Annotated in this window: 11 protein-coding genes and 1 pseudogene; 10 read left to right on the top strand and 2 right to left on the bottom strand. The window is 41.1% G+C overall.

Translation table 11 applies throughout. The features are described 5' to 3' along the window. The first annotated feature begins 18 nt into the window (after positions 1-18). Positions 19-1,547, top strand: a pseudogene (locus tag FR7_RS24425) (xylose ABC transporter ATP-binding protein). Next, on the top strand, positions 1,544-2,728 hold the full coding sequence (locus FR7_RS07180; RefSeq protein ID WP_007930950.1) for a sugar ABC transporter permease: 1,185 nt from the start codon (positions 1,544-1,546) through the stop codon (positions 2,726-2,728). The pseudogene FR7_RS24425 and the gene FR7_RS07180 overlap by 4 nt, the downstream one beginning before the upstream one ends. Positions 2,729-2,889: 161 nt before the next feature. Here the strand turns inward: FR7_RS07180 and FR7_RS07185 are convergent, their stop codons facing one another. Further along, positions 2,890-4,473 carry an AsmA family protein gene (locus FR7_RS07185; protein ID WP_007930949.1) on the bottom strand — a complete coding sequence of 528 codons (1,584 nt, stop codon included), beginning with the start codon at positions 4,471-4,473 and terminating at the stop codon, positions 2,890-2,892. Between the two features lie 586 nt (positions 4,474-5,059). On the opposite strand from FR7_RS07185, the gene FR7_RS07190 reads away from it, so the two are divergent. The 8 genes from FR7_RS07190 to FR7_RS07225 all read left to right on the top strand — a co-directional run bounded on the left by FR7_RS07190 (position 5,060) and on the right by FR7_RS07225 (position 12,703). Then, the gene (locus FR7_RS07190; protein ID WP_007930948.1) at positions 5,060-5,707 is read left to right on the top strand and encodes a TonB family protein; all 648 of its coding nucleotides are present in this window, start codon (positions 5,060-5,062) and stop codon (positions 5,705-5,707) included. A 214-nt stretch (positions 5,708-5,921) separates the two neighbouring features. After that, a complete protein-coding gene (locus tag FR7_RS07195; protein WP_007930947.1) occupies positions 5,922-7,106 on the top strand; it encodes an FTR1 family iron permease in 1,185 nt (394 codons plus the stop codon). Beyond that, positions 7,103-7,657, top strand: a complete 555-nt coding sequence (locus FR7_RS07200) for an iron transporter (RefSeq protein ID WP_007930946.1) — start codon at positions 7,103-7,105, stop codon at positions 7,655-7,657. Before FR7_RS07195 ends, FR7_RS07200 begins: the two co-directional genes overlap by 4 nt. Positions 7,658-7,837: 180 nt before the next feature. After that, positions 7,838-9,100: a Fe-S-containing protein gene (locus FR7_RS07205; RefSeq protein ID WP_007930945.1), complete on the top strand. Its 1,263-nt coding sequence runs from the start codon at positions 7,838-7,840 to the stop codon at positions 9,098-9,100. Between the two features lie 14 nt (positions 9,101-9,114). Then, entirely contained in the window at positions 9,115-10,398 is a 1,284-nt protein-coding gene (locus FR7_RS07210) for an ABC transporter permease (protein ID WP_007930943.1), read from the top strand. Then, positions 10,395-11,534, top strand: a complete 1,140-nt coding sequence (locus tag FR7_RS07215; protein WP_007930941.1) for an ABC transporter permease — start codon at positions 10,395-10,397, stop codon at positions 11,532-11,534. The genes FR7_RS07210 and FR7_RS07215 overlap by 4 nt, the downstream gene beginning before the upstream one ends. 15 nt (positions 11,535-11,549) lie before the next feature. Next, positions 11,550-12,239 carry an ABC transporter ATP-binding protein gene (locus tag FR7_RS07220; protein ID WP_007930939.1) on the top strand — a complete coding sequence of 230 codons (690 nt, stop codon included), beginning with the start codon at positions 11,550-11,552 and terminating at the stop codon, positions 12,237-12,239. Beyond that, a complete protein-coding gene (locus FR7_RS07225; protein WP_007930938.1) occupies positions 12,236-12,703 on the top strand; it encodes an FMN-binding protein in 468 nt (155 codons plus the stop codon). Before FR7_RS07220 ends, FR7_RS07225 begins: the two co-directional genes overlap by 4 nt. Before the next feature lie 297 nt (positions 12,704-13,000). Here the strand turns inward: FR7_RS07225 and FR7_RS07230 are convergent, their stop codons facing one another. Next, positions 13,001-13,681, bottom strand: a complete 681-nt coding sequence (locus FR7_RS07230; RefSeq protein ID WP_007930937.1) for a LexA family protein — start codon at positions 13,679-13,681, stop codon at positions 13,001-13,003. Positions 13,682-13,780 lie beyond the last annotated feature (99 nt).

A 13,780-nucleotide genomic window follows, 5' to 3' on the forward strand; every position in this document is an offset into this window, starting at 1 on the left:
AAATATGAGGGGATAAAAATGGACGATTTGATTTTGGAGATGAAGGGAATTATCAAAGAATTCTCTGGCGTAAGAGCCTTAAATAATGTATCTTTTGCTGTAAAAAGAGGTGAGATTCATGCTTTATGCGGTGAAAATGGTGCCGGTAAATCAACATTAATGAAGATACTGAGCGGTGTATATCCCCACGGCTCTTATCAGGGGATATTGTTTTTAATCAGGAGAAAATGATGATTCGAAATATTTCTGATGCAGAAAAAGCCGGTATTGCAATCATTCATCAAGAATTAGCTTTATTTAAAGAACTTCCCGTATATGAAAATATTTTTATCGGTAACGAGATTAGCTCTCATGGGCGTATTCACATACCGGCAATGTTATCAAAAACGCAAGAACTTTTAAAGGAAATGAGGCTGGATGTCAATCCTTACACACTGGTAAAACAATTGGGAACAGGTCAGCAGCAGTTGATTGAAATCGCCAAGGCGTTATCAAAAAATGCTACTTTGCTTATTTTGGATGAGCCCACAGCTTCCTTATCCGAGGGAGAAGTAGAGATTCTGATGGATATTTTGGGACGGTTGAAGGTTAAGGGCGTTACTTGTATTTACATATCTCATAAACTGGATGAAGTCCTTCGATTAGCGGATACAGTGACCGTTATCCGTGACGGACGTTCTATTGGCTCTAAAGTAACCCGTACGCTGACAAAGGACGAGATTGTGGAGATGATGGTAGGCCGGGAAATTACCGATTTATATCCTAAAGAGGTACATAGTACAGAGCAAGAGGTTTTTGGGGTTAAAAATTATACGGTATATGATGTAAGTGATCCCAATAGAAAGCTAGTCGATAATGTTAATTTTTCCTTAAAGCGGGGTGAAATTTTAGGCTTTGCCGGCTTAGTAGGGGCTGGGCGTACGGAACTAGTATCATCAATTTATGGTTTTCATAATGGAAAATGTCATGGGGAGGTTTATCTGGAAGGGAATCGATTGTCTATTCAACACCCGAAAGATTCGCTGCAGCAGGGAATTGCTATGGTGCCCGAAGATCGCAAGCGCCATGGTATCATAGAGATTATGTCTGTCAGGGAAAATATGACACTGGCTACTATTGAGAAGTATCGATTGCCAATGGATTGCATTGATGATTGTCAGGAACTAAGAGATGCAAACGATTATATCGCAAAATTAAAGATAAAAACACCTGGATTGGATACTTGTATTAAAAACTTAAGCGGCGGAAATCAGCAGAAGGTTGTATTGGCAAAATATTTGCTGCGTAAATTGAAGGTGCTGATCTTGGATGAGCCAACCCGCGGCATTGATGTTGGTGCAAAATATGAAATTTATAATCTGATGAATCGTTTGGCTGCAGATGGTATCGGTATTATTATGATCTCTTCTGATTTGCCGGAAGTTCTGGGAATGTCTGATCGAATACTGGTCATGAATGAAGGGCGGATAAAAGGCGAATTCTTGAACCATAAGAATTTGGACCAGGAACAAATAATGCATTGTGCTGTAGGGGGGACTACTGCGTGACAACAGAGCTGAAGAAAGAAGCAGTTGGGATGGGCAGTGAGAAAAAAAGATCCTTGGCATCCATGTTTCATTTTGATGTAAAGACATATACTATGATTTTAGCATTAGTGTCGATTTGGGTTATCTTTACCATGGCAACAAACGGGGATTTTCTAACCTCCAGGAACTTGTCTAACTTATTTCGACAAATGTCTATTACGGGGATTTTATCCATCGGTATGGTTTTTATCATTATTGCAGGACATATTGATCTGTCAGTCGGGTCGCTTATGGGACTGCTGGGCGGTATTACAGCTGTTCTTAATGTTTGGCTCAAAATAGATGGAATTTTAGCGATCGGGATTACCCTCGTACTTGGCTTGTTGATTGGTCTTTTTAATGGCTGGTTAATTGCTTACAAAAAAATACCGGCTTTTATTGTCACTCTAGGGGGGATGCTGGTATTTAGAGGTATATTAGTAGGTATGACTAAAGGAACTACCGTTGCCTCTCTTGACCCAAGTATCCGTTTTGTGGGGAATGCATATCTAGTTGATGGGATTGGAATTTTCCTAGGTATAATCGCTGTTGCATTTCTTGTTTATAACTCTTTCTCAAGTCGAAAACTTCATTCCCAATACGGTTTGGCAGTCCCGTCAATGTCCGTTGAGATTGCAAAAATTGCTTTTGCCGCAGTAGTAATTGGTTTACTTATTATCATTCTTAATTCTTACCAGGGGGTTCCTGTGCCGGTGCTCATTCTGGCAATCATGGCTGTTGCCTTTTCTTACGTTTTGACTAAAACCGTATTTGGCCGCCGAGTGTATGCAATTGGCGGCAATGCAGAGGCGGCTAAATTATCAGGTATCAATGTTACGAAAATGACATTGAGTATATTTGCCATTAATGGCTTATTGGTTTCTATTGCCGGAATACTCCTTTGTTCCCGCTTGAATGCAGCTTCGGTAGCGGCTGGGCAAAATGCTGAAATGGATGCCATTGCGGCCTGTGTCATCGGGGGAGCCAGTCTGATGGGCGGTTTAGGCAGCGTCGGTGGCGCGATTGTCGGTGCGCTGGTAATGGCAAGTTTGGATAATGGTATGAGTATGCTAAATATCGAAACTTTTTGGCAGTTTATTGTGAAAGGGTCTATATTAGTACTAGCTGTTTGGGTGGATATTGCTACAAAAAATAAGCGGTAGCGTATGAAGGTAATAATACTGGAGAAAGACAACTTCCTGCAAAGTGTATTAACCTTGCAGGAAGTTGTCTTTCTTTTTTTCACAACATTTTTGTGTCCTTTGCGTCTTTGTGGTTCAATTCGTTTTATATGTTTTAAAGAACTCACAGCATTTTCTGAAAATCAGCGTATTAGCTTTTCGAGGAGTTTATTAGTCACCGCTTGCTTTAGTTCTCCTTTGGAGACAGGAATATCTTGCTGTTTCAGCCTTTCTAGGGCTTCTTGGCTGAGTTGCTCAGGATAGATGGTTCCATAAGCAGTTTGAATGGCGATTCCAGAAATATCCGTAGTAGTTCCTTTCTTTACAAATAAGCCTGTCATCTTCTGAAAAGCAAGCCCATAAGTTTTGCCGTCGTGGATGCTAAAGTTTCCTCTCGTGACAGCCGTCTCACCTTTACCGCTGACGTGGCCGTTAAAGGCAAGGGGACCTTGAACATCTTTATCTGTCAATTGTGAACTGTTAAGACCTTGTCCGGTTACATCCAGTTCGTAGCTTTGATCTTCTGTCATTACCGTTCCACTGGCTGCTAAATTTCCCTGATAGGCTGTGCCTTGTACCTGCTGCAGCAGTACTGTATCGTCCGTATAACGAAAGTTCCCTGTAACGCCGTTGACTGCCATACTACTGAAACTGATTTGAGGCAGACTGAAATTACCTGTGATATTAGGCTGCGCAACTGGTCCGGCAATTTGCACTTGCAAGGCTAGCGGACGCGTTGCTGTAATTCCTGATACAAAAGCGGCAGGGTCAGCATCTGGCAGAGTCAAAGAAAAATCAAGGATGCCCGTACCATCCATCCAGGAAATAGTACCTTGACCTTGTGCCGGTTGACCAGAAATCAATAGGCTTACGTCTTTGAAATGCAGTCCTGTTTCGTTACTGCTGAACTTTCCCTGTCCTTCCTGTATTCCCACTTTACCATTTAATTTCAGATCAGAGAAACTGCCTTCTGCCTGATAATGCAGCGTTCCTTTGGTATCTTGTTTTACAGTAATCTGTAATGGCTGTATCGTGCCCGCTTCCAGAGAATAGGCTGTATCCGTAAAAAGCTCTTTAAATTTGAGTGCATCAAGAGTATCAATTTGGATGTTAAAATCTCCGGGAAGATTTTCTCCCCATTGTCCGTTTACGTTCACTAGGCTTTGATCTGCTTTACCTTTAAGAGAAATTGTCATCTCCGGGTTGTTTTGCCAGTCAATCGTACCTGTTGCATTTTCTAATAATTGAGAAAACAGAGGGGTTTCAATATGTATTTTTCCGTCTTCTAATTCGACTTTACTGCGAAAGGATGTTGATTCATCCTGTTCTTTTTTGAGTAAGTCATCCCAGTTAAAATGATCATTGGACTGTTTGAACCATAGTTCCCCACGCTCTAATGTAACTGTTTCAATCTTGGGGAGTCCGAGGCTGCCGCCGGTCAAATCAGACCAGCGATACTGCATTCTGATTACTGGAACCTGGGCTAAAAGTGCCCCCTGCTGATCATAGAGAGAGACATTTTGGATTTTAATGCGGCCAGACAATGATAAATCAACGCTTCCCACTGTCAGCTGTCCATTAATTTGCTGGCTGACCCGCTGAATAAGGGTGTCTTGTATATCCTGTCTAATTTTAACGGCAAATACTTGCCAAATAACAAGCACTATACAGGCCATACTTAGTACAATGAATGTGATTCGCTTATGTGCTGTTATCCAATCTTTCATGTAAGCTCCCTTCGGCGTTAATGGTTGCCTGTTTAATAATAAATATCATAAAAATTTAATTCTTGTTTTTTTGCCAGATTCCTTTTTCCTTTTTCCTTAAAAAAGAGGAATTAATCAGAGATTTTGTAAAGGATGGAAAAGAAGAGACACTTAAGAAATGTACGACAATGTGCTGAATGTAAGGAGTTTGTGGACTAAAGGTAATGAAGAGGATTGATTTATAAATGGATATGATCCTAATTATTACCTGAAAAAAAACAATAAATTTTAAAAACGTTAAACAAAAAACAAATTAAATTCAAAAAAATACTAGGAAGGTATTTACAATATGAAGAGAGTATCATAATATTAAAGATAATAATTTTCATTTTCAATAGAATGAAGAACAAAATATTATATTGTAACAGTAGTGTTATAAATTCGGACAAAATTTGCAAATAAATGAATTTGATTATCATTATTAAATTCATTTATTACTGATTTTACATTTAAATTTTGGAATATAGTTGCATGAAATTATTATACTTTCAGAGAGTGCTTCGTTATGAAATATAGTATATTAAAAGGGAAGTGAGGTAGAGATTCAATGATGTTTTATAAGAGCAGCTGGCATAAAGCAATTGCTTTATCTATTTTTTTACATATTTTTCTTTGGGTAACAACTGGTTACTTGGCTTTTCGAGAACAAGATGTTCCTCTTGTTGATGAAGAAGTGATGGAACTGAGTTTAATCGATATGCCTGGTGATGATATAGCAGAGGCGGAGCCACAGGTTGCAGCAGCAGCACCGCCGATACCAGAGGTTCCGATTGAGCCGGATCCTCCTCCAGAACCTCAGCCGCCGGTTGTTGAGGATGATATAGCGGAAAAGGTAGTAGAACCTGTAAAAGTGCCAGAAACAAAAGAAGAGACTGTTGTTTCACCTGATAAAGTAAATGCTGGCGGAAAAAAAATTGGCTTTGGGACTCCGCCAATCGTATTAGTAAAAGTTGATCCTGTGAATCCTCCAGAGATGAAAGAAGTCGGCCGTAAAGTTAATGTTGTGCTGCGGATGCAAATTTTAAAGAATGGATTGCCAGGCAACGTATCAATAGCAGTTCCGTCTGGATATAAAAGTATTAATGATGCAGCCATAGCCGCAGCTAAAAAATGGAAATTTGAACCTGCAAAAGACAATGAAGGCAGGCCAATCGTTTGTCTTACCATATTAACGATTCCCTTTACTGTAGACTAGTGACTTTACGAAAGAAATCCACATCTTGACAATAAGCATATTTAGCAGTATTATTTCTAAGTGAGAATGATTATACATATCGTTGTTGAAAATATTTCCATATTATATATATGAAATATTTCGATTCTAACAAATGGTGGAAAGTCTCATTGCTATTAAATGATAATGGATTTTATTATCGTCTAAGACAATGATTATAGAAGGAGGTGAAAATATGCGTAAATGGTTATTTGTCGTTATTATGGCATTTATATTAATTAGTCAGGGGATGGTTTCAGCAGCTCCTAAATGGGATGCTGTCGTTGACAAAATAGAAAAAACGCTGGATCAGTCTCTAACTGTGTATACAAGCGGAGACACAGCTGGAGCCAAGAAAATAGTAAATGATGCGTATTATGGAATGTATGAAAAAGATGGTTTGGAAAAGGCGGTAAATTCGACTGTTTCCGCTAAAAGGGCCAACTTGACTGAATACAAGTTCAGTACTATAAAAAAATTAATGACCAACCAAGCGCCTGAGGCAGATGTTAAAAAGCAGATTAAAGAGATCATTGGAATGATGCGTGAAGACGTTGCTCAAATGGATGGCGGCGGTAAACAAAGCAGTTCTATGGCAACTTTTTGGCCGGCTTTTCTGATTATGGTTCGTGAAGGCGCGGAAGCGATTTTGGTTATTGGTGCTATTCTTGCTTATCTGATTAAGTCGGGAAATGGTGACAAGACGCAGGTTATCTATAATTATTCTGGGGCCGCTATCGTAGCGAGCTTTTTAACGGCTATTTTATTCCGCTCTGTGATTAATCTCAGTGGTGCCAGCCAGGAAATTGTGGAAGGCATGACTATGCTGGTAGCGGTGGTTGTTCTTTTGTCCGTTGGACATTGGATGAGCAGCAAAGCAGATGAAAAATCATGGGGAAATTATATTGAAGGCCAGGTAAAAGATTCTCTGACTAAAAATAATACTTTTTCCTTGGGAATCGCTGCTTTCTTAGCCGTGTATCGTGAGGGTGCCGAAGTTGTATTGTTCTATCAGGCACTATTTAATGATGCGGGTGATGATATGCAGATGATTTGGCTGGGATTTGGTGCGGGATGTCTCGCTTTAGTCGTGATTTTTGCAGTAGTTCGCTATGGCAGTCTGAAGCTTCCATTGAAACCTTTCTTTCAGGGAACTAGTATTTTAATGTTTATTTTAGCAATTAGTTTTGCTGGTGGCGGAGTGAAAGAGCTGCAGGAAGGAGGTTTAGTTGGAGTTACGCTTCTGGAGGGGATGCCCATGTTTGATCTTTTGGGAATCTATCCGACAGTAGAAACTTTGTTGCCACAATTCTTTCTTGTAATAATGGTTATTGGAAATAGTATCTATCAAAAAAGAAAAAATAGGGAGGTCGTATTATGAATTTGAAAAAGTTTTTATCAATGACTTTTGTTGCCTTGGCAGTGTTTGGATTATCAGTAGGACAATCTTTTGCTGCCGGATTCCAGGAATATCCCGTTGGTGATGACATCGAAGTGCCGGAAGCAGGGTTTAAAGTTGCTCTTGTTTATTTTCAGCCAGTAGAAATGGTGCCAGCAGGTATGGGATTGTCGCCTGATAAGTCAGATATTCATCTGGAAACAGATATTGCAGCTATTGAAGGCAATAATACCGGTTATGGTGTTGCTGAATTTATTCCTAATTTGACTGTACATTACAAATTAACGAAGAAAGGTACTGGAGAAGTGATCGAAGGTACTCTTATGCCGATGAATGCCAGTGATGGACCACACTATGGTGCGAATATCAAAATGAAGGGTGCCGGTACATATGATGCAGCCTTTACAATTGAGAGCCCAAATCGCCAAAATTACTTGTTGCATGTTGATAAAGAAACAGGCGTTGAAGGTCGTTTCTGGACCAAACCAGTAGTTCTACATTGGGATTTCGACTATATTCCTAGAAGTTGGTAAAAAAAAAACTGGCGGTCCGGGATGATTTCCCGGACCTTTTTTATAATTTAAGAATTTCATAATGTCCCGATCCTTGCACACAGAGAAAAATATTCTAGGGTGTGCTTTGTGTCTTTATAGTTCAAAAGGATGTAAGGCTATTTTAGTATAGTTAGAAAATTAAAATGAAAGGAGAACAATATGCTGCAAAGTATACTGCAAAACATGATACCGACCATGCAGAATTTAGCCATTGCTTTTATCCCTTTAGCGATGTTGCTGGCTCTGGCTAGTAAGGATGAGTCGGGAGCGTTTAAAAAGTGGATTTGGCGCGGGATCCTTTGGGGAATCATGGGTGCCGCTTTTATTGCAACGGTAAGGTTAGGTACAAAAGCTGTAAAGCGGGAAGTGTATGAAGGTTTGGTTCTTATATTGGGGCTGATAGGCGAAATGTCACTGCTGGGATTTCTGTGGTGGAATGTTAGACAGGGGATTTCTCTAGATAAGTATAAGTTCGCAGGTGGTGCTTCTTGTATTGCTGCTGCTGCCCTGCTGCTGTATCATGGATTGGATTTTATTCTTTTTCCCATTGAGATGATTACCTTCACCAATGAGATCATCAGCCTAGAGTTTCTCATGAAAATGATTGGATTTTTGTTAGGAGGGCTTTTGACCTGGTTGACGGGCCTGGCAATTATCCGAGCTGCAAGTATTTTGCCGACTCAAAGGATCATTGCTATTCTTGCGGCGCAGCTTTTGGTGGTTATGGCGAAGCAAGCTCTTATTGTAGTGCAGATCATGGCCGTAAGAAAAATTTTCTTAACCACGAAACAAATGACGCCAATTATAGGACCTTTGATTAATCATCAAGTTTGGTTCTTATATGCACTTCTTGCAGTTACATTGCTTTTGCCAGTGGTGCTGATCTTGCAGCGCAAGCCGGAAAAGCCTATAGGGCTTAATCCTGCGCAATACAGAAAAATACTAATGCAGACTCGCAGGAAAATGCGCTGGAGCGGAGCGTTAGCTTTAGGTGTATGTGCTATGTTTCTGGTTTCAAGCGTTGGTATGGTATATGCCGATGAAAAAGTTGAAATTGTTCCAGCAGTGGCCGTAGTTGCCGAAGGGGAGCAAATTCGTATTCCTCTGGAAAAAGTTGATGATGGGCATTTACACCGCTTTTCGTATCGCTCATCAACAGGCGAAACCGTACGGTTTATCGTGATTAAAAAAAGTGGTTCCGCTTATGGTGTTGGACTGGATGCTTGTGAGATTTGCGGACCAACAGGTTATTTTGAACGGGATAATCAGGTGATTTGCATGTTGTGCGATGTTGTAATGAATACAGCAACCATCGGTTTTAAAGGCGGATGTAATCCAATTCCCCTGGCATATAAGGTAAGTGAAGGAAAAATGAACGTACCTTTAGAGGCTTTAGAGCAAGAAAAGAGTCGATTTAAGTAAAGGAGGATTAAGTCATGTTTTGGGAGATGCTGAAAGGAGCTCTTGTTAGGCAGAGCCGAAAGATGTTTATGGTAGCTCTTACCATTGCATTGGGCGTTTCGCTGACAACAGCCATGCTGAACGTAATGCTTGATGTAGGCGATAAGGTGAATCGGGAACTGAAAGCGTACGGAGCAAACATTACTGTAATTCCTCGGGCGGCATCCGTCTTGCGGGATGTTTATGGAATAGAAGCCAGTTCTGGAAAGACAGGGCAGTATTTGCAGGAAGCTGATGTCGGTAAGTTAAAAACTATTTTCTGGGCTAATAATATTGTTGCATTTTCTCCTTTACTCGAAACGAAGGCTACTGTCGGTTCAGATGATATAACCGTAGTAGGGACCTGGTTTAACCGGCCATTAGAGCTGCCTACAGGTGAAGTTGTGGAGACCGGAATTAAAGAACTAAAATCCTGGTGGGCAGTTGAGGGAAATTGGATCAATGATACTGACATTAAGGGAGCAATGGTTGGTTCTACATTAGCGCGAAAATTAAACCTTCAAATCGGTGATTCGGTGGAGATTGCCTTGCCAGGAGGTACCCAGCGGGAAGCGCTGACTGTGCAGGGGATTTTTAATAGCGGCGGTGCTGAAGATGATCAAATTTTTGTGACCCTGCCTTTTGTTCAGCAAGGACTAAACCTTCCTGGTAAAATTGGCAAAATAGAAGTAAGCGCTATAACGACGCCAGAGAATGATTTAGCCCGCAAAGCAGCCCATGATCCAAAAAGTCTTTCCCTGAAAGAATGGGAAACCTGGTATTGTACAGCTTATGTAAGTTCAATTGCTTATCAAATCGAAGAAGCTGTTGGCGATTCCCGTGCCAAGCCAGTTCGGCAGGTTGCTGAATCAGAGGGGACGATTCTGCAAAAGACACAGCTGTTAATGCTATTGATCACAGGGCTCAGCTTAGCTGGATCAGCTCTGGGGATCTCCAATCTTTTAATGGCTAATATTATGGAACGCAGTCGGGAGTTTGGTTTGCTTAAAGCACTTGGTGCAACCGATCGGGATGTTTTACTGCTGACTCTCACGGAAATTATGACAACGGGTTTAGTTGGTGGTATTGCAGGCTATTTTTTAGGCTTGGGATTTGCTCAAATTATTGGTCACAATGTATTTGGTACCGCCGTTGCAATTAATGCAATGGTCATTCCTTGGGTCATTATTTCAGTAATTCTAATTACTTTGGTCGGTAGCCTTCCGGCTATGCGAATGCTTTTATCGCTGCGTCCGGCAGCAGTACTTCATGGCAGGTGATAAAGATGACAAAATATTCAATGTACACGAAGATGATCTGGAATGCCTTGCTTCGCCGTCGGTCTCGCATGTTGATTGCATTATTGGCTGTGGCGATTGGCGCGACTGTCGTATCAGGGCTTGTTACCATTTATTATGATGTTCCTAGGCAAATGGGCAGGGAGTTTCGCTCCTATGGTGCTAATTTATTGTTAACGCCAGATGGTGATCAACAGGTGATGGCGCAAAACCTGGTTGCCAATGCGACTACGCTTTTGCCCTCAGATAAGCTAATTGGCATTGCCCCATATTTGTATGATCGTATTAAGCTAAATGAACAGCCTTTTCTAGTTGCAGGTACGCATTTCCAGGCTGTAAAGAAAGTAAGCCCTTACTGGCAGATCCGTGGTGAGTGGCCAGCGGATCAGTCTGAGGATATCGTGATTGGTGCTGAAGTGGCAGAACGATTAGAAATTGAACCAGGACAGCAAGTGACTCTCGCGGCAGCTGGCAGCGAAACTGAAAAGAAAGTGAAAGTTGCTGGCATTCTTCGGACAGGGGGTTCGGAAGAAAACTTTATTTTTCTTGATCTGTCTTTGCTCCAACAGATGTTGAAAAAGGAAGGTGTGATTAGTATTGCTCAGGTCAGCATTACGGCTAATGAGGCAGAACTAAACACATTAACACAACAAATTGGAGAGCAAGTTCCTGGTGTGGCACCGCGTTTAGTGAAACAGGTGACCCAGTCGGAGCAGACGGTTCTTGGAAAGCTGCAGGCGTTGGTTTATCTAGTCACAATTGTAGTATTGCTGCTTACTCTAATTTGTGTAGCTACAACGATGATGGCAGTTGTTACAGAGCGGCGTAAAGAGATTGGTTTAAAGAAAGCGCTGGGTGCGGAAAATCGCAGCATTATCCTTGAGTTTTTAGGGGAAGGTCTGGCATTAGGAGCCTTAGGCGGTCTGCTGGGAACGATTTTAGGTTTCTTTTTTGCTCAAGCGGTAAGTGTCAACGTTTTTGGCAGGATGATTTCATTTCAGCCCTTGATTGCGCTATTAGCATTGGTTGTTTCTATAGCAGTTACCGGCTTAGCATGCCTAATCCCGGTAAAAATTGCAACGGAAGTTGAACCAGCGATTGTACTCAGAGGCGAGTAGAGGAGGTTAATGAATATGAGTTTACTAGAATTGCATAATGTATCGATGATTTATGGAAGTGTGAAGGCCCTTCAAGGGATTGATTTAACAGTAGAAAAGGGTGAATGGCTGGCACTGATGGGGCCATCCGGATCTGGTAAGACGACCCTAATGAACATAATCGGTTGTATGGATAAAGCCTCCACAGGATCCATTGTTTTGGACGGTGTAGATTTTACCGATGTTACTGCAGGGAACCTGACAATGCTCAGGCGAGATAAAATCGGACTGGTATTTCAGCAGTTTCATCTGATTCCTTATTTAACAGCAGTAGAAAATCTGATGGTAGCTCAATATTATCATAGTATGCCTGACGAACAAGAAGCCTTAGTGGCTTTAGAGAGGGTTGGACTCAAAGAAAGGGCTCGTCATTTGCCTAGCCAGCTTTCTGGCGGCGAACAGCAGCGGGTGTGTATTGCTCGCGCTCTAATTAACTATCCTATGTTGATCTTAGCCGATGAACCAACGGGTAATTTGGATGAAACCAATGCTAAAATTGTATTAGAATTTTTTCAGCAGCTTCATCGCGAAGGGCATACCATTATTATGGTTACCCATGATCCGAAAGTTGCCGAGCTGGCTGAACGGTGCATCGTCTTGGAGCATGGCCGCATAGCCAATCGGAAAGACCGTAGAATCGTCTGCAGGGAGGAAGAAGTCTCATGAGAAGATGGTTATGCATGGCTGCAGCAGGAGTATTAATCGGGCTTCTCCTTACTGGCTGCAGTAGTAATCAAAAAGCGAATACTGTTCACAATGACAGCAGCCATAGTGAGCATAGCCACAGTTATAAGGATGGCACCTATACAGCTAAAAGCAGCCCTGATGAACGGGGAGCAGTAGGTGAAATAACCCTTACTATTCAGCAGGGGAAAATCGCTAAGGCAGATTATCGAGGAATTCAAAAAGATGGTAAGGTCAAGGATATAGATTATGGAAAGACGAGTGGGAAAATTGAAAATCCTGAATTTTATCAGAAAGCGCAGCAAGGGGTAAAAGGTGCAGCTGCCTATGGGCCCAAGCTGATAGAAACGCAAAATATCGATCAGGTAGATTCTATTTCAGGAGCAACCGTTTCTCATAAGCAATTTACTGAAGCTGCAAAATCAGCATTAGATCAGGCAAAATGATCACTTTTCTTTTCAAAAAAAATAAGCGAAGGAAATCGTAAAATCGATTTTCTTCGCTTATTTTTTGCTATGCTAAATTTTGAATTAAAAAGCATAATTCATAATGCGCGTTTTGCGGCACGGAAAAGAGAATTCGTAAAAAAGTGGTGAACCGCGAAGGAATCGAAGAGATGCAAAGAACACGAAGGATAATATGAATGCTTTAACCTTCGTGTTCTTCATAGCCTTAGCGTCTTCGCGTTTCAAAAGGTTTATTTTTACGTCTCTTTTCCCTACGCCTCTACGGTTCATTTATGTTTAATGATTCCGAAATGTCTTTTTCAAGATGCCAAAAATGTTAACGAATTTGACAGGGACTTTTTTTCGGGGATATTTGTTATTGGCAGGTACCAGTTCTACAAATTCATCATCAATGACATAAACGTACTTTAGTGTTGCATACAAATCAGGTGTATTTCCTGAAATTCCAACTGCACAAATCTGTCCATGATCAAAGGTACGCTGTTTCTTTATGAGGGCTAAGTCTCCATCAAAGATTCTGGCACCTTCCATGCTGTCGCCTTCCACACGTAAGATGAAAAAGTTATGAGGCTCGCTATTTAGCCATTTACTTGGCAGATCTTCGTAATATTCAATGGACTCACGGGCTATGCAAGGTGCACCTGCAGGTATATGTCCGAGAACTGGAACGGCGTACGTGGATGCTACTTCTACTGCATTCAGGGGGGTATCCATATTACAAGGCAGATAACCTGCTTTTATCATTAGATCTTCGAAAGAACAATTGAGATGTGGGGCTAATTTTCCTAAGGTCTGTGGGCTTGCTTTTTGTTCTCCGGACTCCATTCTGGATATCGTAGTATTGCTTACGCCTGAAAAAATTGAAAGCTGCCGCTGACTTTTAAAGCCACTATCTTCTCTTATTTTTGAAAACCATAAGCCAAAATTCTTTAGTTGTTCATTCATTTTATCGATCATCGTAAGCACCTCCTTGTTTAGTATAAACTTTTCTGTTTCGTATACGCAATAAAAAAGATGTTGCGATAACGAAATGTTTTTTAAAAAAGTTATTGCGTA

Origin of the sequence: Pelosinus fermentans DSM 17108 (assembly GCF_000271485.2) — a bacterium.
GTDB classification, from domain to species: Bacteria; Bacillota; Negativicutes; order DSM-13327; family DSM-13327; genus Pelosinus; species Pelosinus fermentans.

What these genes read in the sequence shown, in the direction of transcription:
- FR7_RS07225 (WP_007930938.1), top strand. Translation starts at nt 12,236, where the DNA reads ATGAGAAGATGGTTATGCATGGCTGCAGCAGGAGTATTAATCGGGCTT.
- FR7_RS07190 (WP_007930948.1), top strand. Translation starts at nt 5,060, where the DNA reads ATGATGTTTTATAAGAGCAGCTGGCATAAAGCAATTGCTTTATCTATT.
- FR7_RS07200 (WP_007930946.1), top strand. Translation starts at nt 7,103, where the DNA reads ATGAATTTGAAAAAGTTTTTATCAATGACTTTTGTTGCCTTGGCAGTG.
- FR7_RS07205 (WP_007930945.1), top strand. Translation starts at nt 7,838, where the DNA reads ATGCTGCAAAGTATACTGCAAAACATGATACCGACCATGCAGAATTTA.
- FR7_RS07185 (WP_007930949.1), bottom strand. Translation starts at nt 4,473, where the DNA reads ATGAAAGATTGGATAACAGCACATAAGCGAATCACATTCATTGTACTA.
- FR7_RS07195 (WP_007930947.1), top strand. Translation starts at nt 5,922, where the DNA reads ATGCGTAAATGGTTATTTGTCGTTATTATGGCATTTATATTAATTAGT.
- FR7_RS07210 (WP_007930943.1), top strand. Translation starts at nt 9,115, where the DNA reads ATGTTTTGGGAGATGCTGAAAGGAGCTCTTGTTAGGCAGAGCCGAAAG.
- FR7_RS07220 (WP_007930939.1), top strand. Translation starts at nt 11,550, where the DNA reads ATGAGTTTACTAGAATTGCATAATGTATCGATGATTTATGGAAGTGTG.
- FR7_RS07230 (WP_007930937.1), bottom strand. Translation starts at nt 13,681, where the DNA reads ATGATCGATAAAATGAATGAACAACTAAAGAATTTTGGCTTATGGTTT.